The sequence below is a fragment of the Candidatus Desulfovibrio trichonymphae genome, from assembly GCF_002355955.1.
Classification (GTDB): domain Bacteria; phylum Desulfobacterota; class Desulfovibrionia; order Desulfovibrionales; family Desulfovibrionaceae; genus Desulfovibrio; species Desulfovibrio trichonymphae.
This window is the reverse complement of sequence record NZ_AP017368.1, coordinates 176,811-197,983: the sequence shown is the minus strand read 5'-3', so window position 1 is coordinate 197,983 and position 21,173 is coordinate 176,811. Positions and strand designations below refer to the sequence as shown.

Sequence of the window (21,173 nt, the reverse complement as noted above, 5' to 3'; positions counted from 1 at the left end):
CTTTTAAAACCCCTGCCCTTCCTGCCCGCCCAACAGGGCGCGGGCGTAATCAGCCCCGTTGAAGGGGCGCAGATCATCCAGCTTTTCGCCAAGGCCGACGAACGTAATGTGCAGACTGTGCTGCATCGCCACAGCCACGGCAATGCCGCCCTTGGCCGTGCCATCAAGCTTGGTCAACACAAGTTCGTCCACTCCCACGGCCTCTTTAAAGAGCTTTGTCTGCGACAGGGCATTCTGCCCTGTTGTGGCGTCAATAACAAGTATGCAGCGGTGCGGCGCGCCCGGGTGCTTTTTGCCGAGCACCTGACATATCTTGGTGAGCTCTTCCATAAGGTTGACATTGGTCTGCAAACGCCCGGCCGTATCCACAAACAGCACATCCACCTCTTGCCTCAGCGCCTCTTCCATAGCCTCAAAAGCAACAGAGGCAGGCTCCGAACCGGCGTGTTTGGCGTAAAAAAGCGCGCCCGTGCGCCCGGCCCACACCTGCAACTGTTCCATAGCCGCCGCGCGAAATGTGTCCGCAGCCGCCATCATCACCTTTTTGCCCTGCATACGGGCTCGGTGCGCGAGCTTGCCTATGGTCGTTGTTTTTCCAACTCCGTTCACTCCGACAATCAGCACAACTTCCGGCGGGTTCACAGCACTGATGCGGCGCGGCATGCTGAAAATTTTTTCCACCTCGGCGCACAGCAGATCACGCGCCTGTCCGGCCTCGGTCATACCAGCGCGGCGAGCGCGCTCTTTAAGGCGTTCCACCAGCGCCAGCGCTGTTTCATAGCCCATATCGGCCATGATGAATATTTCTTCCAGATTTTCCCAGAACGCGTCGTCAATCCCGCCATGCCCGGCAAAAAGAACGTCCAGACGACAGGCCAGCGTTTCCCGCGTGCGGGCCAGGCCTTCGCTTATTTTGACAAACAGACGACTGCGCTCGTCTTCTTCATCTTCCATATCCAGAGCGAGCGCCAGACGGTACTGCAATTCCGAAGAAAATTCCTCAATATTGCGGTATTCCATACATGCAAGCCAGTCGGCAAAGTCGCGCACAAATGTTTGCGCCTCCTCCTCCGGCGCTTGCAGCGCGCGTAGCAAAAAGAGCAGGCGCGCGTTGAGCAGATCGCCCGCCGTGTCCACTCCCTCCAGAATGATGCCGAGCCAGATGGAAAGCCGTGGTTCGGCCTCACGCAGACGCAGGGTCAGCGCGACGGCATCCTCTTCTCTGACGACGGCAACGGCGGGCACATCCTCCACACCGGACACAACTTCAGCAGAAGCGGCAGATGCGCCGCCAAAAAAACGTTTGACAGCGGGGAAAAAGCCCATGCAATCTCCTGTTATAATTTAAAAAACACGGCTTTCAAAAATGCCGCACAGCGGCCGCGAGGGCGTCTGCAGTTAAAACCAGGCCATTCCCATATCCCTTGCAAGGCCGAGCAGACGCAGGCCGAGAACAAACACCTCCACGAAAACGCTGTACCGCCATGCGGTGTTTGTCAAACGACTGCATACGGCTGCACGGTATGTGGACACGGTTCCGTCTTCCATGCCCGAGCGGCTTCCCGCACACAGGCATCCTGTTCCATGGACATCTGTTTGAAATCTTCAGCAAAAACATGGATGCGCGTACCGCCGCGAGGCGCGAAAAATCCCTTGACGCGGCACCAGCGGGGAGCAATCGCCACCCGCAGATCGTCCAGCACGGTGTTGGTTATGGTTTCCATAAAGGACTGATGGTTGCGGAACGCGAACATATAGAGCTTGAAGCTCTTTGACTCCACACAGAGCGCGTCCGGAATGTATTCCACACAAATGACGCCGGTGTCCGGCTGGCCGGTGACAGGACAAAGCGACGTGAATTCGGGAAAGACGATGCTGATGACATACATCCGCGCCGGATAACAGTTGCCGAACGATTCCAGCAGATACGCACCCGGCCCGTTTTTCGCCGGCGAAAGCCGGCCTGTGCCCAAAACCCGCAAATTCTGCGTCTGATCCTGACTGCGGCTCGCCATGACGCCCCTCCCATAATCCAACCATGGGTGGATTTAACTATTCTGCATATTTCATTGTTATAATGCACTAAAGCGCACAGCGAAAAATCAAAACCTCTTTTATTGCTTGTAACGCATTGCGCTTGCGGCTACAATAGTTTGCTGCAACAAACGGAGACTTTAACATGAACCTTGTCCTGCGCCTCTGCCCGTGCGCCGCAGGTGAAAGCCTGCCCCTGCTCCGTGCGGACGTTTCCTGCCCTGTCGGTCTGCGGGCTCACCGCGCAGTCAGTCCGCCGCACTCCCTGCCTTTTATGCCCGTGGGCACACAACTCGTCCAGAGCCACGAAAGCCATGACGCGCGTTTTGCCGTTACAGGCCATATACGTCTGCCCTCCCACTCCCACGCTCTGTGCTGTCCGCTGCTCACAGCGCGCGCAGATATGCCGCCGGGGGACGAATGCACCCTTGAAACGCGTAAAGATGGCCGCAGCCTGGCCTGGGTGACGCTTTCCGACAAGGGTTTTCACGGCGAGCGTGAGGACAAAAGCGGCCCGGCCATTGCCGAAATGGTTGCCCAAATCCTGCCGCTTTGCCACAGTCAGGGCTTTCTCCTGCCGGACGAGCCGGACATGCTGCGCGCCCTGCTCACGGATCTTGCGCTGACAGAAGGCTATGACCTCATCTGCACCACCGGCGGCACGGGTCTTTCCCCCCGCGACATTTCTCCACAGGTCACGGCCGGGGTTATTGACTTGCCCCTGCCCGGCCTGCGTCATGCCATGCTGGCCGCCAGTCTGACCGTCACGCCGCACGCGGCGATATCCCGCGCCGAGACGGGGGTGCTCGGGCAAAGCATCATCATCAATTTGCCCGGCAGCCATATAGCAGTACGCGAAAATCTGGCCGCCGTGCTGCCCACCCTGCCCCACGCGCTTGATAAATTGCACAGCGACCCCACTGACTGCGGAAGATAAGAAAGTGAATTATGAATAACAGCATGCGCGCCCCTCTCGGCCAGTTTGCCGACATTTGCAGCATGATAAAAATTGAACACTCCGTCTTTGCCCTGCCCTACGCCTGGGCCGGCGCCGTCTTGGCCGCGCGCGGCCTGCCCCCCGTACAAAGCCTGATTTTCCTCACCATCGCCATGGCAGCTGTGCGCTCCTTTGCCATGGCCTTCAATCGTCTTGCTGATCTGCCCCTTGACCGCGCCAACCCCCGCACGTGCAAACGCCCTCTTGTCTCCGGCCGCATCAGCGTGCGCCAAACCTGGGCTTTCTGCGGGGTCACGGCTCTCATTTTTATCGCCTCCTGCGCCGCCCTGAACAACCTTTGCCTCCGGCTCTCCGCGCCTGCCCTGCTTTTTGCGGCCGCCTACAGCTTGCTCAAGCGTTTTACATCACTTTGCCACTTCTGGCTCGGCGCAACCCTGGGGCTTGCGCCGCTTGCCGGGTGGATAAGCGTGACGCCGGGGAGCATGAATCTGGCGCCGGTGCTGCTCTTTTTTGCCGTCACGTTCTGGGTGGCGGCCTTTGACATCTATTACTCCTTTCAGGATATGGATTTTGACAAAGCCTTCGGCCTGTATTCCGTACCGTCTGTGTACGGCACCAAAACCGCTTTGGCCATTGCGGCCTTTTCTCATTGCATGACAGCCGTTTTTCTGTCGCTCGCGGGCGCCGCGGCCGGGCTTTCCTGGCCTTGGTTCTGCATCTGCGCCGGCATCGCCGTGCTGCTTTTTACAGAGCACCGGCTGATGAATGCCGAAGACCTGCGCCACGTCAACACGGCATTTTTTACCCTGAACGGCGCCATTTCGCCGGTTGTGCTCGCCGGCGTGATTCTGGGCATTCTCGTCTGAGGCGTCATGCCGCGCAAGCAACGCTTCCAACGGCAGGATGAGACCGTGCAAAACGAGGGGGGAAACACCAAATCCAGCCGTTCTGCCCACAAACGCCGCAGTCTGGCCCTGCAAAATGTCGGAGCCCGACTGACCCGCCTTGACCCGGAGGCGCTCCGCAAACTGAATCTGCCGCCGAAACTGTATGAGGCCGTATGCCGATATGCCGACACGCGCGGCCATGAAGCCCGGCGACGACAAATACAGTACATCGGCCGCCTTATGCGCGCTGTTGACGAGCCGACGCTGCATCGTCTGCCGGGGCATGTATCCGAGTCAAAAATTTTTTGAACTGACGCCAATTCCCCGCCTCAACTTCCATCAAAAACCGCAGCAGCGTATTTTGCCGATTGACCCTTGTATGACTGCCGTTAGGGCGCCGGCCGAAAGACTTATCACTCCGGCTTTGATTTTGCGCTTTGCTCCGCGACTGCTTATCATATATACACGCAGACAAGATGAACATTGCCGACGCCAGCACACGCCAGCCCGACGCCAACGCCCCCCCGGACAAACAGCCGCTGTTCGTCATAGTGAGCCTTGACGTGGAAGAAGAGGGGCTTTTTTCAGGCCGCTATGCCGCGGCAGGTTGCGGCGTGCGCAATGTGGCGCTGCTGCCCCGCCTTGCCCCCCTGACGCGGGAGCTGAATTTTCCCCTGACGCTGTTCTGCGCCTATACGGTTTTAGCCGACCCCGAGACAAGGGCGACGCTGGCCTTTATGCGCGACGACTTGGGTGCGGAAATAGGCGCGCATCTGCACCACTGGAGCACCCATCCGCTGACGGCGGAGACACGCGCGGGCACATGCCCGCCGGAACGCACACACCGTCTTGAGCGCAATTTGCTGCGCCGACGCCTGCGCACACTGCTTGTCACCGGCCAAGAGCTGCAATCCGCGCCGCTGACAAGTTTTCGCATGGGCAGATGGGACTTGAAATCACAGGTGCGCCCCCTGCTGGCCGAGGCTGGCATAACGCTGGACAGTTCGGTCTGCCCGTTACGCGCCTATCCCGGCGGGCCGGATCACTTTCTCGCGCCCGCAGACCCCTACTGGGCCGAGGACGCGCCCGGCCTACGCCTGCTGGAAGCGCCCATAACCCAGATTGCGCTTTTGCCGGAGCTCGCGCGCTGCTGGCACGCCATTGCCCGCCCGCCACTGCTGCTGGATTCTTTTCATTTCTGGGGAGTCGCAAGCGCCAACCCTATCTGGCACTCAAGCCGCATCATGCGTCTCGCAAGCCGTCTGCATGCGGCCCGCGGCGGACGGGTGCTGCATCTGTTCTGGCATTCTTCGGAAATGCTGCCCGGCGCATCGCCCAACGTGCCGGATCAATCAGCTACAGACGCCCTGCTGCAAAAAATTTACCGTTTTCTCCAATGGCTGAAAGAAACGTTCTCCGTGCAGGGCATCACGGCCGCACAACTGTATAATCTTGCCCCGTCGCTCTCGTTCCCCGAACGCCCGACCGGAAAAGGAGACTGGTGAACACGATGAACCGGCATCTCATGATTATACTGCTGGACGGGCTGCGCGCCGCAACAGCACGCCGTTGTTTCAGCTATGTACGCTCGCTTGAACGGGCCGGCGCCGCGGGCTATGTCGAACTCACAGCCGAGCTGCCGCCGTTCTCACGCCCGATCTATGCGACGCTGCTCAGCGGACACGCGCCGGTTTTAACCGGCATTGTCCACAATGACGACGCGCGCCTGTGCCCAACGCCCACCATTTTTCACCTGGCACAGAAAAACGGGCTTGTCACAGCGGCCGCGGCCTATTGCTGGATAAGCGAACTCTGCAACGCCGCTCCTTTTGTGGCCGGTCAGCACCGCCTGACAAACGACGTGACCCTGCCAATCGCGCACGGACTTTTTTACAGCAGCGACGCTTACCCAGATGATGAACTTTTTCACGATGCGGAATGGCTGCGCCTGCAATATCAGCCGCACATCCTTCTCGTGCATTCCATGGGCATTGACCATGCCGGGCACATGCACGGCGCGGATTCGCCCGCCTACCGTGATGCGGCGCGTAACGCGGACGCTCTGCTGGCCCGTTTTCTGCCGCACTGGCTTGATGCGGGCTATGCGGCGCTGATCACAAGCGACCACGGCATGGATAACGACCGCCGCCACTGCGACGTGACGGAACAAGCCCGCCGTGTTCCTCTCTGGCTTGTGGGCCAAGACTGGGAAGAACGCGCCCTGCCAAAAACACAAACGCAGATTGCCGGCATGGTGCAACAAATGTTTGGCATTGATTCATTGCTGTCCGGCGGAGAGGTCAGGTGTACTGTGTGAATTGGTTGCTGTCTTCAATTTTTCGTCGTCGCGGATTCATAAGTTCTTCCAGGAAAACCTTTGCTGTCGCGCCCTTCCTCAGATCCGTCCACTTTCGTCTGGCGGCAGATGCTTTTTTTGTCGTTCTTGCCGCTTTTTACGCGCTGGCCGCCTTGCGCGGCATTGTGCCCATTGCCGCCGGGGCGGCGCGGATATGGCAGCGACCTCGACGTGTACGCCCAGTATATGGCTTTTGACAGTCATCCTGATCTGTTTCGTCAGAATCCTGTATTACATGATAAAATGCCTATAAACAACTTCTGGAATCTGGAATCGTTAACGGCGGCCATGCTGACGCCGGGAAACGACTACGCGGTTTATCGTGAAGCGCTTGACGCCCTGCAACGGCTTGTGCCGCCAGGAGAGCTTGTTTACGGCAACGGCGATTGCACGGCTGTGCGCTATCTTGCTTTGCGTCCTCTGGCGCACACTTTTAAGGACGGGTACGTCTACCTGTATAACACAAAAAAGCGGCAGGCGCGCGCGACGGGATTGCCCTTCACAAACTGACGGCGAAAGATGCGGCAGGGTATATTGACGCATGGCTCGTCTCAGACGCGCTCTGGCTTTTTTCTGATCGCCCGCAGGACAGGGCGTTGGTTGAGCGCCACAGTGACATTATCTGGGAAAACGCAACCCGGCTTGTCGATTCGGCGGCGTGTCGAATGCGGGAAGCCGGTCGCGCCGCCGCTGGCAGTGTGTCAGGAGCGCGATTCCGGCATGCCGTAATACTTCCGTGAGTTCCGGATTATAAATCATGACATACGGCCATGCCTGAGACAGCACAATACGGCAAAGCGCGCTTCATTGTATTGCATTCTGTCCGCTTTCAAACTATACATCAAAACAAATTCATCTACGGAGGCTATGCCATGTCCTTTCCATCACTGAAAATCGGTGATCTCACAGCGCAGGTGCCAGTTATCCAGGGAGGTATGGGCGTCGGCATATCCCTCTCCCGCCTCGCGTCGGCTGTCGCCAATCAGGGCGGTATAGGCGTCATCGCCGGCGCCATGATAGGCATGCATGAGCCGGACGTGGCAAAAAATCCCCAGGAAGCCAACAACCGCGCACTGCAGCAGGAAATCCTCAAAGCCAGGGCACTGACCACGGGCATTATCGGCGTCAACATCATGGTGGCGCTGACAACCTTCAGCCAGATGGTACGCACAGCCATAGAAAACAGGGCGGACATCATTTTTGCCGGCGCGGGCATGCCTACAGAATTGCCGCGTCACCTGCTGGAACTTTGCGAAACAAAGAAGCAGGAATTCAAGACAAAACTCGTGCCCATTGTCTCCTCAGCCAGAGCCGCCACCATTCTCGCAAAAAAATGGCTCGCCCGCTGCAATTATCTGCCGGACGCCTTTGTGGTGGAAGGGCCGAAGGCCGGAGGACACCTCGGCTTCAAACCTGAGAATATTCAAAATTTTGAACACGCGCTGGAAAATCTTGTGCCCCAGGTGCTGGAAGCCGTAAAACCCTTTGAGGATCAAAAAGGACGCGCCGTGCCTGTTATTGCCGCAGGCGGCGTGTATACAGGCGCGGACATCAGGCAGTTTCTGGATCTGGGGGCAGCCGGTGTGCAGATGGGCACGCGTTTTGTCGCCACGCATGAATGCGATGCGGACGAACGCTTCAAACAAAGCTATCTCACCGCAAAACAGGAAGACGTGACCATTATCAAAAGTCCGGTCGGCATGCCCGGCCGGGCCATCCTCAACGAATTCATCACGACCGCGCGCGCGGGACTGACAAAGCCTTTCAAATGCATTTTCCACTGCGTGAGCACCTGCCAACAGGAAAAAACGCCCTATTGTATCGCCCAGGCGCTCATCAACGCGATGAAGGGAAACTTGGAACGAGGTTTCGCCTTTTGCGGTGCCAATGTCTTTCGCGTGAATAAAATCATTTCCGTGCGCGAACTCATGGAGTCCCTGCAACGTGAATTTGACGAAACCGTCAGTTCTGTCAGCAAGGGCATGCACGCCATGATGAATGCCGGGGCAAAAAACAAAACCCCTGCAGAAAGGTAAGCAATGCGCACACACGGCTTCAGACTGCTTACGGAACACTGTCTCAAGGAAGCGGGCGGTATGGCACGTCTGTGGCGGCACAACGCCACAGACGCCCTGCTGCTTTCCATCACAAACACGGACGAAAACAAGTGCTTCGGTGTGAGCTTTCGCACACCGCCGTCGGATTCCACAGGTGTGGCGCACATTCTGGAGCACTCCGTGCTCTGCGGCTCAAAAAAATATCCGGTCAGGGAACCCTTTGTGGAACTGCTCAAAGGGTCACTGCAAACATTTTTAAACGCATTCACCTTTCCGGACAAAACCTGCTACCCTGTAGCCAGCACAAATCTGCAAGATTTTTATAACCTGGTCGACGTCTACCTTGACGCGGTGTTTCACCCCCGCATCAGCAAAGATATCTTCCGCCAGGAGGGCTGGCACATAGAGGCCGAAAGTCCCGACGGGCCTTGGACATTCAAAGGCGTTGTCTACAATGAAATGAAGGGTGCCTATTCCTCGCCTGATTCCGTGCTCGCCGAACAGAGCCAGCATGCCCTCTTTCCCGACACGCTGTACAGCCTGGATTCCGGCGGAAACCCGGAACATATCCCCAATCTCACCTATGAGGCTTTTTACAACTTTCACAGGCACTATTACCACCCGTGCAACGCCCGCTTTTTTTTCTGGGGCGACGACCCTGAAGAAAAACGCCTGCGGCGCATCAGTCTGGAACTGGAAGGCTATGCGAAAAAAAATGCGGATTCTGCCGTGCCCTTGCAGGAACACAAGGCGCTGCCCAGACGCATTGAAAAAACATACGCGGCTGCAGAAGGCGAAAAACGCGCCCTGTTTACCGTCAACTGGCTGCTCGGCGAACGGGACGACATGGATGAGACCCTGCGCATGGAAATGCTGGAACACATTCTTGAAGGCATGCCGGGTTCGCCCCTGCGCAAGGCGCTGATCGGCTCCGGCCTCGGGGAAGACACAACAGGCTGCGGTCTCGAAACAGACCTGCGGCAGATGTATTATTCCACCGGTCTCAAGGGCGTGACCATAGAAAACGTGCAAAAAGCCGAAGACCTGATCTTCGACACGCTTCGCCGCCTCGCGGAAGACGGCATTGCTCCCTCCGCCGTGGAGGCGGCGGTGAACAGCGTGGAATTCGCTTACAGGGAAAACAACTCCGGACGCTTCCCGCGCGGTCTTGCCGCCATGATACGGTCGCTCTCCACCTGGCTGTACGACGGCGACCCTCTAACCCCTCTGGCTTGGGAAAAACCGCTTGCCGCCATTAAGGACTGCCTCGCAAAAGGAGAAAATATCTTTGAAAGGCTTTTGCAGGAACACTTTTTGAACAACACGCATAGAACCACAGTTGTGCTGACCCCGGATGAAAATCTGGGGAACACGCGCGAACAGCAAGAAAAAGCCCGCCTTGACGCCATATATTCACAAAGCGACACGCAGCGACGCAGCGCAATTGTCGAACAAACCCGCCGCCTGCAGCAGACACAGACCGAAACGGACAGCCCTGAGGCGCTCGCGACCATCCCGAACCTCACGCCTGACGACCTGCCGCGCGAAAACGCTCCCATCCCCCGGCGAGTGACGCAAGGCACGCACGTTTTCCTGAGTCATGAACTGCCTACCAACGGCATTGCCTATATTTCTCTTTTACTGCCCATACGCCGTTTGCCCGACAACCTCGTCCCCCTGCTGCCTGTTTTTGTCCGCTCTCTCACAGAACTGGGAACAGCACGGCACGACTTTACGCAATTCGGCGAACTTGTGGCGGCAAAAACAGGCGGCGTAGGGGCGAATCATCTGACAGGCGTAACGTTTGGCAAGCGCGGCATCATAAATTATTTGAGCATATCCGGAAAGACGGTTTATGAAAAAATTCCGGATCTTTTTCAAATCCTCCAGGAAATCTTGCTGGAGCACTTGAACGACCCGGCAGCGGCGACGGAACGCCTGCAGCAGATGCTGCTGGAAGAGAAAGCCCGTTTGGAATACGTTCTGCAGACAGCCGGAAATGCGACTGTAAGCCTCAGGCTGCGCGCGCGCTTCACCGGCGCGGACGCTCTGGCCGAGCGCACATGCGGCCTCACATATCTTAATTCCGTGCGCTATCTGCTCAAGCAGCTTAAAACCCGGCCGGAAACGTTGCTCGGCGATTTGGAAACACTGCGCAGTCTGCTCCTCGCCCGCGCCGGGGCAATTTTTGACTGCACGGCCGAGGGCTGCGGCATCGCCCGCGCCGAAAACGAGGCGCGTGCCCTGCTGGCCGCCCTTCCCGAAGGAGAGGAAGGCGACAGCTTGCCGCCGCAGCCCATGAGCCTTCCGGAAGCCGAAGCCTTTCTGGCACCTGTCATGATCAACTATGTGGGCAAAGCCGCCAATATCTATGATCAGGGCTACAGCTATCACGGCTCGGCAAGTGTGATTCTGCGCTATTTGCGCATGGGCCGGCTTTGGGAGCAAGTGCGCGTGCGCGGCGGTGCCTACGGCACCTCCTGCGGGCTGGACCGCCTGAGCGGCACGCTTGTCTGTTCCTCCTACCGCGACCCCAATGTTGATCAGACTCTGGCCGCCTTTGACGGCATGGCCGATTTTCTGCGTAGCGTCACTCCTGACGCAGAACAACTCTCCCGCGCCATTGTCGGTGCCATCGGCGATATGGACGCATACTTGCTGCCCGACGCAAAAGGGGCTCTCTCTTTGCTCCGCTGGCTGACACGCGATTCTGACGAAACCCGACAGCAGATACGCGAAGAAATGTTCGCCGTCACGCCAAGGCACTTTCGGGCATTTGCCGACGTGCTGGCGGAAGTGGCAAAAAAAGGCGCTGTCTGCGTGCTTGGCGGTCGGCAGGCAAAAGAAACCGCACAGACGCGCGGATGGACAGTGCAAAAGCTTTTGTAGCCATTGCGGCAATGGGCAGTGAAAGATACGCGTACAAATATGCAATGCGGCGAATCCGTTGCGAACCGCACAGCCGCAGCCGTATGCCATTGCTGCCGAAAAATGTGGCCTGTTGCGATATTGCGGAACTGGGCGCCGGATTCCCTGGAGATTATGGGCTGGGCCTTTGTCTGGACGTGTAATATCTTTTGGGGTATGGTGAGGATTGTCTGCTGGATTCAGATCTGCCGGAACAAATGGTTCGTTTTCCCCACCATGCCGTGCACCTGGCGAAAATTTTTCACTGACCTGGCGTGAAAGCCGCGCTGCCCATATTTGCGGCCCGTGCCGACAAGGCGGCGGGTAACGCAGGGCATACCGGCAGGGAACAGAAATGACGAACAACGAATACACTGCCCGCATAAAACACTGGCGGCAAAGTCTTGACAAGACGGATCGCTGGTGCATCATAATCAATGCCGATCCCGACGCGCTGGCCTGCGCCCTGACCCTGCAGCGCATCATGCTCCACCGCACGCACAGCGTTGACATCATGCGCGTCAATGCGGTGACTCGGCCGGACAATCTGGCGATGATCCGCTATCTGCGCATTCCGGTCAAAGTCTGGCAGCCGGAAAAGGCGTCACAGTACACACATTTTGCTATTGTGGATTCGCAGCCACACCACAACAAGGCTTTTGAAGAGATTCCCTTTTCCTTGATTATCGACCACCATCCTTCATCACCCGACGCAGCCTGCGTCCCCGCTCCGGCGGACACGTTCTGCTTTATCAGTCCGGACTTGGGCGCCGCCAGTACGATGCTGGCGCGTTTTCTCCACGTCCTGCGAATACGGCCTACTGCCCGCCTCGCCACGGCCCTGCTGTACGGCATCCGAAGCGACACGGCGACCTTTGAACGGGCCGGTGGAGACAGGGATCTGCGCGCTTGGCAATGGCTCTCGCGTTATGCGGACAACAACCTTCTGCGCAGGATCATCCGTAGCGAATATCTGCGTGAGTGGCTGCCGCTCTTTGGTCTCGCCTTCCGCTCGCTCACTGACTGCCGCAGCGGGGCATATGCCGCGCTGAACAATGTCAACAGCGCGGACCTGCTGGTGGCCGTGGCGGATTTTTTCACAAAGGTGCACGGCCTGCGCTGGATTGCCGTCAGCGGCGTCGTTGACAGGAGCGTAGTTGTAGTAGTCTTTCGCGGCGACGGCGGAAGAGACATAGGCCGCCTCGCCGACGCCTGCTTTCATGACATAGGCAAAGCGGGCGGTCACCGCAATATGGGGCGGGCGGAATTTCCGTTCTCTGCCGTGCCCGCCGGCGTCAAACTGTCTGATTTTGTGCTGCAGCGCCTGCAGACCCGCAAACTGCGGCGCGCCGGCACGGCTTTGCCGCAGCCCGTCGACGGCTGACACAAGACGGTGCAGGCAACCAAAAGCATATATAACATCGCGGATCAGTGCGTGTCGTGATCAATCTGCTCAATTTCACCCTGCGGGAACTGACGGACTGGATGCGGACCGAGCTCTGTGAACCGCTGTTCCGGGCAGTGCAGGTCTGGCAATGGCTCTGGCAAAAAACAGCCCGTGACTTTGCTTCCATGAGCAATATCTCCAAAGACTGCCGGGCGCGTCTGGCCGAGCGGGCATATATAGGCTGGCCTGAAACCGTGCTCATCAGGAAAAGCCAGGACGGCACGACAAAATTTCTGCTGCGGCTTCACGACGGGGCGCTTGTGGAAAGCGTGCTGATTCCCTCTGATGCGCGCGACGGCATGCGCCGCTGGACGCAGTGCCTGTCTTCCCAAGTCGGCTGCGCCATGGGCTGCACTTTTTGCGCCACCGGCCAGGCGGGTTTTGAACGCAATATGGACATGGCCGAAATTCTGGGGCAGATACTGGTAGCTCGCGCCCATCTGGGGGATACGCGGCCGGACCGCCCCACGTTACGCAATCTTGTTTTTATGGGCATGGGCGAGCCCTTGCTCAATCTTGACGAAGTCATGCGTTCGCTCGCCGCTCTGAACAGCACACAAGGGCTCGGCTTTTCCCCGCGCCGCATTACCGTTTCCACATGCGGCATTCAAAAAGGTCTTGCAGCACTCGGCGAAAGCGGCCTCGCGTACCTTGCGGTGTCGCTGCATGCGCCCAATCAGACGCTGCGCGCGCGGCTCATGCCCAAAGCCGCGCGCTGGCCGCTTGATGAACTGCTGGCGGCGCTCAAGACATATCCACTCAAGACACGGGAACGGATCACCTTGGAATACCTGCTGATGCGCAACGTCAACGACACGCCAGAACATGCGCGAAAACTCGCCCGCATTGTTGGCGACGTCAAGGGCAAGCTCAACCTCATTGCCTATAACCCCATTACAGGCGCGTCGTATGAAGCGCCTGACAAGGCACGCGTACTCGCTTTTGAACAATGTTTATGGAAACGGCATATTACGGCTGTTTTTCGCAGAAGCAAGGGGCAGGATATTGAGGCCGCTTGCGGCCAGCTTAGAGCATTTTGCTATTAAAATTATCTAGATGGTATAGTCACGATATTGACTAGAAGTCATCAGCGATTAGATATATAATTCTAATCTTTTATATATTGTTAAAACGTAAGAAATAGTCATCTATCTCAGGTCGTAATTCAAGCCCTGCTCGTTCAAAACAATCAAGTAATTCAGTGTAGGTACCACACCCTCCAAGAAAATCCCAAAACCCTTCTGCAACTTTTAGTTCGTTATCAAGGTCAAGCATTCCACGCATAGTCCACCGATGATATGGTTTCGGTTCGTATGGATTGTACGGTATTGCAATTAATGTTTGAATTTTTGCATTTGGATGATCTGCAAGTGTAGTTGCAACCCACTCCAAAAGTGTTCTTTTAAACTCTTTAAAAGCGCCTGCATTAGGTTTAGCAGTTTTAATATCAATGAGATAAATTGTTTCATTATTTGAAACCAATTTCAGATCAACTTTTGTAGGTTTTACAGTGTTTATTTTTCCTCTGCTACAAACGGCTCTAATATCTTTTATTTCTTTGATTTTGTTTGGAGTTGTAGCTGCTCTACTGAGATCGTCCATAATACTCTGAATAACTCTCTGTGCTTCATTAGAAATTTGAGATCCTGCAGTTTGCTGCGTTTCTGCTTTTACAAAATTTAAACTAGCTAAAAATTTAGCAACAGGTTCAAAAATACTTGTTCCAAAATTAGTACTCAACGAATGAATAAATGAATACAAGGCCATTTTATCTTTGCCCAATAGCCGAAAATGAAAAGGCATCGACGCCGGCTAATGAAATATTGTTTCTGAATACGCTGCTTTATCCTTTTCAGTTCTATTTAATACAGGCCTTCTAAATTGTTTAATAATTTGCATTCCAACGATTTCTGCAATTGTTGGATACATATTATATTTATCATTTGCTACAAGAAACACATTATAATCATCTGTAAAATATTTTTTACAATTATTTAATACATCACTTATACCTTGAATATAACCTCGTTTTGCTTCTTTACCTTGTCCCTTAAAAAGCGGCCCAATTTCCTGTTCGTCGCTCCTCTCAAAACCGTATAAATCGTAAGCATACGCATGTTGCTCGTGATAATTTATCAACCCAACATAGGGAGGTGAAGAAAAGATACCATTAATTTTTTGCTGTTCAAGCAGATGACTAAACTTTTCATTTCTATTTTTTATTTGTTCAAAAATATTAAGATTCCTACTATCACCAGTAAGACAACATTGAAATGTATTAGTTCTTAGTTTATCAAATTGCAGCAATCGTTTAACTGTATCTTTTGAATACGTTTTCCACCATTTCAAAGTTGAAAATAGAGGCTTACATATTTTTCCATGTTTACTACAATAATATGTCGTTGTTACAGGTTTAATCAACGTAGCCAAATCTGCATGAGTTGTTGCCCTACAACTCCTAATTGTTCGACTGAGTATCACACTAATTATTTTTTTTGTATTACTATTTTGAATCTTTTTAATTTCTCCAAAAATCAAATCAATTTCATTGCGAATATGTTGTGAATACCATTTATCTAAAAAAGTTTTACTTTTATCTTGCTGTAATTTTATACCATATTCACTGACTAAGCGTTCATATATTAATAAAAATAGTTTTTCTTTTTCTACTCCATATTCCCTTTCATTGATTAATTTATTTCGCAAGCGGTATATGTAATTTTGAACAGGAAAATATTTATTATTAAAAGCATTTAATTCTCGCAAAAGCTTTTCTTCAAACTCGACAATATGAGAATTTTTGATAAAAAATTCCAGATTATTTGTTATCTGTATTATCTCGCACCACAAATCAGAAATATTGTATTTTGTGACTTTGCAGTTTCCTATTAACGAATTAAATGCTGAAATATCAATTCCAATAGCGTGCAAGCCCAATTCACTTGCCTGTACCATTGTCGTGCCACTTCCAGAAAAAGGGTCAAGAATTATATCACCCTTGTTAAAATACGTTTCAGTCTTGAAGTTGTCAGTATGGCCATCAAGAAAATATTCTACAAGCTGTGGAATAAACTTACCTTTATATGGATGTAATCTATGGACATGTTTAGTTGTTTCAGCTTCCTTATATTGCTCAAATGACAGTGCCCAATTCAAATCGTCACCTAGGCGTTCTTTGAAATGCACTTCGCGTGAGCCTTTATATGACTGGTAATAATTCATCAAATCACGTTGGGAAACTAGCGCAGTACCATTTTCACCTATCTTTTTAACTCTCCCGTATTGTATAAGATATGTAATATTAGAAGGGGTTACACTTTTTTCAATATAGTTTGTAGCCCACTCACTTGCTTCTTTTACTGTCAATAATTTTGCTGTTGCAACCATTTTTACCAATGCTGTCCGGCTAAAAAGTTAAAAAGATGTCCAAAATTGCCCTGTGTGCCATTGATTTTCTCAAAAATAACATGGCATAATCCTCTAAAATTTTAAACATAGCATAAACTAACACACATCCCCAGATATGTTTTTCAAAATAATAGGGCGGTCTGCACGCAGATTCGAATTCAAGGAGCAGTTCATGTCATGCCGCTTATCATAATATAATTTAAGATTGTTGCAGAACCCTATGTTTTTCCTCATGAGAGTAGAGAGTCGTCAATTTTGTCGTACAGATTTTCCAGACAAATGACCAGATCGTGATTACGGACACGATACTCCATATCCATGCAGAGTTCTCCTTCCGTTTTGCGTCACAAAAAATGCGAGGATAAGACCCTGTGCTGAAATACACACAAAACATGCCGAAAAGTCCTGAGTCGTTCATAATAGGATATAAAAAATTCTCCTCCTGCCATAATATATTGCAGATTCAGGCAAAAATGCAGGCACTCTATGCCCTGCACGGCCGCAATTCTTCCAGAAAACCCTCGGCCGGCTCAAAGCCGAATTCCACGGCCCTGTCCGCGGCTTCCACCGCTCCCGCGTAGTTCCGCTGATCAAAGAGGGCGAGCGCCAGATTGTTCCAGGCCGGAGCAAAGGCAGGTTCTTCACGCAATATTTCCCTGCATGTCTCTTCACATGCCTTGAAATCCCCCTTCATATACAACGCCGTTGCGAGCGCGTTTTTTGCCTGTACGAATTTCGTGTCCCATTTCAAGGCTTTTTTGACGGCCTCAATGGCCTTGTCCGGCTCGCCGCGCTGCAAATGTACAAACGCTATATTACTCCACGGCACAGGGAATTTGGCCCTGCACTTTGCCGCCTCTTCGTTATAGCGCAAACAGCCGTCCAAATCGTCGCGTTGAAGACATATGCCGCCAAGCTGCACAAAGGCTTCAGCCAGATGCGGCGAGTTACGCACGGCGTTCAGCAGCGCGTCTTCCGCGGCCACAAAATCCCGCTTGGAGAGCAACGCAAGGCCGAGGTTGTAATAATGGTTCGCGCACTGGACGTTGCCTTCAATTTCGTTTTTCAGGTCGGCGATATATTCATCCACATCGTCATAACGCTCTTTCATGCGATATGTCCTTCTTTTTTCAACAGGTTGTGATACCAGAGACAAAACTCAAAAATACCCATGTATTTTTCATCCCTGCTGACCACGCCGAGCGCGCATTCCAGAGCGCCTTTGGCGTAGTCGTCGCCCCGGCGGCCTTTTTGCGCCGCATCACGCAAAAATTCGTTCACCAGCCGCCCGGTGGTGCGTCGGCTTATATCCGTATGCAAATCCAGCGGATCATTCGGCTGTTGAAAAGGATCCCAGTTGGCGTAACCGATGCGGTCGACAAATTTGCGGCGGCGAGGGTTCATCTTGTCATAAATTTCGCGTTTGAGCTTCTCCTGCTCTTCATTAAGCTCTCTGAACGAGCCGTCGCGAAATACCGTTGCGGGAATAGTGACAAACATGCGCCTTGCCGCTTCAGTCTGTTTTCGCCGTCGGACAGACGCCCAGATACGCTTCGTCGTAGACGGCGAGCAAGGCCGTGGAAAGCGGCACATACACCTCGTGCAACTCTGTGAAACGGCTTTTCACGGCAACGGCTATGTCGCGGCTCAAATGGTCAAGCCGCGCCTGAATTTTGTCCAGATGCACCGTGGGATAGGCCTTGCCCTTTTCAAATCCGGAAAAGCCGCACACGTGCCCTTGCCCGGCAATGGACGCGGGCACGCCGTAAATACGGCAGGTGACGGGCCGCCGTTCATACAGACAGCAGCAGTTGTCGTCGTCAAGCAAAGGGCAACGCTGTCTTATCTGCGCGGCACGCCCCATAATGACCAAAGGGGCATCGCCGTCCTTTTCAGCGCGGAACATGTCGCGCTTTATGCGGGTCAGGGCGCGGTCGGCTTCAAAAGCGCGCGAAAGTATGGCCGAACGCTGCGTCCCGTGAGGAAAAGCCTCGGCAAAAGCCCTGTTCACAAATATGGCCTCAACCAACGAGAGGTCAAAGAGCGCGTGGCAGCAGTCACTGCAGCCCTCTTTGCACACCACGCAGTCAGGATGTCCAGCGCGCACACGCGCGAACAGGACGTTCGCCTCCGCCTGCAGTTGCTCACAAGCGACAAAAACAGCACTCAGATCAGACAGCAATGCAATTCCGCATAAAAACGCCCCGGACGCGCACCCGCCCGGCGGCATTTCATAACTCGCCGAAACGGTTTCTAATTTTCTTCCACAACAATGGCGCTTGCTTCACACACTTCTATACAGGATTCACAGCCAAGGCATTCCTCACTGTTGGCTGGTTCAGATTTACCGTCTTTGATCTCATAGACTGCTACGGGGCAGACATCCACACATTCACCACAGCCAACACATTTGTCAGTATCAACCGTCACAGAATAACCCATTGTGTCCTCCAGAAGTAACATAGGGTGTCTTGCCACAATTTGCAGAAGCGGTCTAAAATGGTTAACTGTACTCCGCTTTCCTGTCAAGTGTCACAGCGAGAGAGATGCCCTGCGGATGAAAAAATTACAGCACAAGGCGCGTGTAATATGCCCGCCCGCCGCGCAGCACCTGCAACAACACTTGGCTTGCGAGACGCTCCCGGCGAAAGGCGTTCAGCAGATCCTTCATGCTGTTTACGCGCGTAGCGCCCACGGCGGCAATCACATCGCCCTTGCGCAAAAAATTCGCCGGGCCGCCGGAACGCACGGAAGCGACGGCCAACCCGCCCCCGCCTGCATGCGCGACAAAACCCCATCGCTGCTCCATGAGCGCTCTGGCCGTGTCATCCTCAAAGGGCGTTGGCCGCACTGCAACGGTGAAAGAGCGTCCGACACGACGCAGTTGCAGGCGCAAATCTTCGCCGTCTGTCTGATTGCGCAACACGTTGATGTAATCACGCCGGTCATGCATCGGCGCGGCATTGACGCTTTCCACAATGTCGCCCGGAACAATGCCAGCCCGCGCCGCCGGCGTGCCCTCAAAAACTGTATTGACAAGCACGCCCGAGACTTCCTTGAGGCCCAGCGCCATGGCCGTGCGGCTGTCTATGTCCTGCACCATGAGGCCGAGCCAGAGCGGCACAACCCTGCCGAGCCCCAAGAGATCGCCCATGACGCGGCGGGCTTTGTTGACGGGTATGGCAAAGCCGATGCCTTCGGCGCGCGCGTCCACAGCCGTGTTGATGCCGACAAGGCTGCCCTCGATGTTGAGTAGGGGGCCGCCGCTGTTGCCGGGATTGATGGCCGCGTCTGTCTGTACCAAGTCTGTAAACAGGCCGCTCTCATTGCGTATGGTGCGCCCCAGAGCGGACACGACGCCCGTTGTCACCGTATGGGTGAAACCGAAGGGATTGCCGATGGCGATAACGGTTTCGCCGGGCAGAATGTCTGAAGAATCCCCCATGCGCGCCGTGGGCAGGTTGCGCGCACCCATAATTTCTAGCACCGCGATATCAAAATCCGTGTCGGCGCCCCTGACCGCCGCCGGAAATTCCCGCCCGTCCAAAAGGCGCACCACAACCTGACCGCCGCCGGCAATAACGTGCGCATTTGTCAGCACAAGGCCCTTGGTGCCGTCCACAATAACACCGGAGCCAAGGCTCACGCGTTTCTGACTCCGTGACGGATCCCCAGGAAAAACGCCCGAAAAATCCGGCCCGAAAAAACGCTCCAGTGGAGAACTCCTGTACCCTTCAATAACATGCGTGCTCGTGATGTTCACCACGGCAGGCGCAACCGCCTGCACTGCGCGCACAACAGGCGTGAACCTGGGGCTTGTTTCAGCCGGCGCGGCGCACGCCGGACAGACGGCGTACAGGAAAAAACAGACAGACAAGGCGGCGTACAAACGAAGTATCAGCATAATGCGCTCCCCGCCATATATAACTCATTCCTGCTGCAGGCGTAAAGGCTCTTGCGTCCCTGTGCCGTATAAGCTACATACTGACGAGAAGGAAGATGAATCCGCGGGATATTACTGCAGGAGAATAATTTTTTAAGGAAGATACATGGAGCGTATTCTCTCTTCTCTGCATATCAAGCCGCTTCAGGAACGGCATCTGGCGCAGGCGCAAACGCGTCTCGACAGTCTCACAAAGCCGCGCGGCAGTCTGGGACGACTCGAAGAACTGGCGAAGCGCCTGTTTGCCATGCGTGAGGGACAGATGCCGCTTATCGTGAACCCGGCCATCATGCTCACTGTGGCCGCAGATCACGGCGTTGCCGCGCAAAATGTTTCACCCGTGCCGCAAGCGGTGACGCGCCAGATGACGCACAATTTTTTAAACGGCGGCGCTGCGGTGAACGCGCTGTGCCACGCTGTTGGCATGGATCTGCGCGTGATTGACGCGGGCTGCGCCGGCGGCCCTTTTGAACCTCACCCTATGCTGCTTGACAAACGCCTCGGCAACGGCACGACGGACATAAGCCTCGGCCCGGCCATGCCCCGCGAAATCTGCCTTAAGGGCCTCGCCTCAGGCGTCAGCACTGCTGCAGACTGCGTCCGTCAGGGCTACGCCTGCCTTGGCGTCGGCGAGATGGGCATTGCCAACTCCACAGCCGCGGCCGCGCTGTACTGCGCCCTGCTGACCCTTGACCCGGATGCGGCCGTCGGCCCCGGCGCGGGAGCGGACGCGGCCATGGTGCGGCACAAGGTCGGCGTTGTCCGTCAGGCGCTCTCGGCCAACGCCGAGATCTTGCGTTCAGGCGATCCAGTGAACGCGCTGGCCGCTCTCGGCGGCTTTGAAATTGTGCTGCTCTGCGGCCTCATGCTGGGAGCGGCCGCACAGCGCCTGCCCGTGCTGGTAGATGGTTTTATCTGCGGCGCGGCATATGCGGCAGCGCTGAAAATCTGCCCGGAAGCAGCGAGCTGTGCCGTTTTGGCCCACACCTCGGCGGAACCGGGGCACGCAAAAGCTCTCGCGAAACTGACAGGCGACGCGAAACCGCTGCTGGATCTCGGCATGCGCCTTGGCGAGGGAACAGGTGCAGCGGCGGCCTATCCCCTGCTGCGTTGCGCCGCGGCTGCTTTCAATGACATGGCGACATTCAACGCCGCGGGCGTGACGGTGGACTGAAC

At 54.8% G+C, this 21,173-nt stretch carries 22 protein-coding genes; 12 read left to right on the top strand and 10 right to left on the bottom strand.

The features are described 5' to 3' along the window. Positions 1-3: 3 nt before the first annotated feature. Positions 4-1,326 carry a signal recognition particle-docking protein FtsY gene (gene ftsY, locus RSDT_RS00950; protein WP_096399204.1) on the bottom strand — a complete coding sequence of 441 codons (1,323 nt, stop codon included), beginning with the start codon at positions 1,324-1,326 and terminating at the stop codon, positions 4-6. 170 nt (positions 1,327-1,496) lie between these two features. Further along, positions 1,497-2,015 carry a preQ(1) synthase gene (gene queF, locus RSDT_RS00945; RefSeq protein ID WP_096399203.1) on the bottom strand — a complete coding sequence of 173 codons (519 nt, stop codon included), beginning with the start codon at positions 2,013-2,015 and terminating at the stop codon, positions 1,497-1,499. A gap of 164 nt (positions 2,016-2,179) precedes the next feature. Here queF and RSDT_RS00940 point away from each other — a divergent pair, with 164 nt between their 5' ends. The 9 genes from RSDT_RS00940 to RSDT_RS00900 all read left to right on the top strand — a co-directional run bounded on the left by RSDT_RS00940 (position 2,180) and on the right by RSDT_RS00900 (position 11,363). After that, a complete protein-coding gene (locus tag RSDT_RS00940) occupies positions 2,180-2,971 on the top strand; it encodes a MogA/MoaB family molybdenum cofactor biosynthesis protein (RefSeq protein ID WP_096399202.1) in 792 nt (263 codons plus the stop codon). Between the two features lie 11 nt (positions 2,972-2,982). Next, positions 2,983-3,858, top strand: a complete 876-nt coding sequence (locus tag RSDT_RS00935; protein ID WP_231941852.1) for a 4-hydroxybenzoate octaprenyltransferase — start codon at positions 2,983-2,985, stop codon at positions 3,856-3,858. A gap of 6 nt (positions 3,859-3,864) precedes the next feature. Next, positions 3,865-4,188, top strand: coding sequence for a ribosome biogenesis factor YjgA (gene yjgA, locus RSDT_RS00930; protein WP_096399201.1), 324 nt, complete (start codon positions 3,865-3,867; stop codon positions 4,186-4,188). A 167-nt stretch (positions 4,189-4,355) separates the two neighbouring features. Next, positions 4,356-5,384, top strand: coding sequence for a polysaccharide deacetylase family protein (locus RSDT_RS00925; RefSeq protein ID WP_231941851.1), 1,029 nt, complete (start codon positions 4,356-4,358; stop codon positions 5,382-5,384). Positions 5,385-5,389: 5 nt separating this feature from the next. Next, entirely contained in the window at positions 5,390-6,196 is an 807-nt protein-coding gene (locus tag RSDT_RS00920) for an alkaline phosphatase family protein (RefSeq protein ID WP_096399200.1), read from the top strand. A gap of 60 nt (positions 6,197-6,256) precedes the next feature. Then, positions 6,257-6,745, top strand: coding sequence for a hypothetical protein (locus RSDT_RS00915; protein WP_145954789.1), 489 nt, complete (start codon positions 6,257-6,259; stop codon positions 6,743-6,745). Positions 6,746-7,107: 362 nt separating this feature from the next. After that, entirely contained in the window at positions 7,108-8,271 is a 1,164-nt protein-coding gene (locus tag RSDT_RS00910; protein ID WP_096400328.1) for an NAD(P)H-dependent flavin oxidoreductase, read from the top strand. Positions 8,272-8,274: 3 nt separating this feature from the next. Further along, the gene (locus RSDT_RS00905) at positions 8,275-11,181 is read left to right on the top strand and encodes an insulinase family protein (RefSeq protein WP_096399198.1); all 2,907 of its coding nucleotides are present in this window, start codon (positions 8,275-8,277) and stop codon (positions 11,179-11,181) included. Further along, positions 11,157-11,363, top strand: a complete 207-nt coding sequence (locus RSDT_RS00900) for a hypothetical protein (protein WP_096399197.1) — start codon at positions 11,157-11,159, stop codon at positions 11,361-11,363. Before RSDT_RS00905 ends, RSDT_RS00900 begins: the two co-directional genes overlap by 25 nt. Before the next feature lie 36 nt (positions 11,364-11,399). Here the strand turns inward: RSDT_RS00900 and RSDT_RS07000 are convergent, their stop codons facing one another. Continuing rightward, positions 11,400-11,537, bottom strand: coding sequence for a hypothetical protein (locus tag RSDT_RS07000; RefSeq protein WP_172414396.1), 138 nt, complete (start codon positions 11,535-11,537; stop codon positions 11,400-11,402). Between the two features lie 17 nt (positions 11,538-11,554). Here RSDT_RS07000 and RSDT_RS00895 point away from each other — a divergent pair, with 17 nt between their 5' ends. Further along, positions 11,555-12,583, top strand: coding sequence for a DHH family phosphoesterase (locus RSDT_RS00895; protein WP_096399196.1), 1,029 nt, complete (start codon positions 11,555-11,557; stop codon positions 12,581-12,583). A gap of 56 nt (positions 12,584-12,639) precedes the next feature. Next, entirely contained in the window at positions 12,640-13,692 is a 1,053-nt protein-coding gene (gene rlmN / locus RSDT_RS00890; protein ID WP_096400326.1) for a 23S rRNA (adenine(2503)-C(2))-methyltransferase RlmN, read from the top strand. A 70-nt stretch (positions 13,693-13,762) separates the two neighbouring features. Here rlmN and RSDT_RS00885 read toward each other — a convergent pair whose 3' ends face one another. The 7 genes from RSDT_RS00885 to RSDT_RS00855 form a co-directional block, all read right to left on the bottom strand. Next, positions 13,763-14,449, bottom strand: a complete 687-nt coding sequence (locus RSDT_RS00885) for a TdeIII family type II restriction endonuclease (RefSeq protein WP_096399195.1) — start codon at positions 14,447-14,449, stop codon at positions 13,763-13,765. A gap of 9 nt (positions 14,450-14,458) precedes the next feature. Continuing rightward, on the bottom strand, positions 14,459-16,033 hold the full coding sequence (locus tag RSDT_RS00880) for a DNA methyltransferase (RefSeq protein WP_096399194.1): 1,575 nt from the start codon (positions 16,031-16,033) through the stop codon (positions 14,459-14,461). Between the two features lie 505 nt (positions 16,034-16,538). Continuing rightward, positions 16,539-17,165, bottom strand: coding sequence for a tetratricopeptide repeat protein (locus RSDT_RS00875; RefSeq protein WP_096399193.1), 627 nt, complete (start codon positions 17,163-17,165; stop codon positions 16,539-16,541). Beyond that, entirely contained in the window at positions 17,162-17,554 is a 393-nt protein-coding gene (locus tag RSDT_RS00870; RefSeq protein WP_096399192.1) for a hypothetical protein, read from the bottom strand. Before RSDT_RS00870 ends, RSDT_RS00875 begins: the two co-directional genes overlap by 4 nt. Before the next feature lie 13 nt (positions 17,555-17,567). Continuing rightward, the gene (locus RSDT_RS00865; RefSeq protein WP_096400324.1) at positions 17,568-18,236 is read right to left on the bottom strand and encodes a YkgJ family cysteine cluster protein; all 669 of its coding nucleotides are present in this window, start codon (positions 18,234-18,236) and stop codon (positions 17,568-17,570) included. 71 nt (positions 18,237-18,307) lie between these two features. Beyond that, entirely contained in the window at positions 18,308-18,496 is a 189-nt protein-coding gene (locus RSDT_RS00860) for a ferredoxin (RefSeq protein ID WP_096399191.1), read from the bottom strand. 124 nt (positions 18,497-18,620) lie between these two features. Then, positions 18,621-19,958 carry a trypsin-like peptidase domain-containing protein gene (locus RSDT_RS00855; protein WP_096399190.1) on the bottom strand — a complete coding sequence of 446 codons (1,338 nt, stop codon included), beginning with the start codon at positions 19,956-19,958 and terminating at the stop codon, positions 18,621-18,623. Positions 19,959-20,103: 145 nt separating this feature from the next. Here RSDT_RS00855 and cobT point away from each other — a divergent pair, with 145 nt between their 5' ends. Continuing rightward, positions 20,104-21,171, top strand: a complete 1,068-nt coding sequence (gene cobT / locus RSDT_RS00850; protein WP_096399189.1) for a nicotinate-nucleotide--dimethylbenzimidazole phosphoribosyltransferase — start codon at positions 20,104-20,106, stop codon at positions 21,169-21,171. The last annotated feature ends 2 nt before the right edge of the window (positions 21,172-21,173 follow it).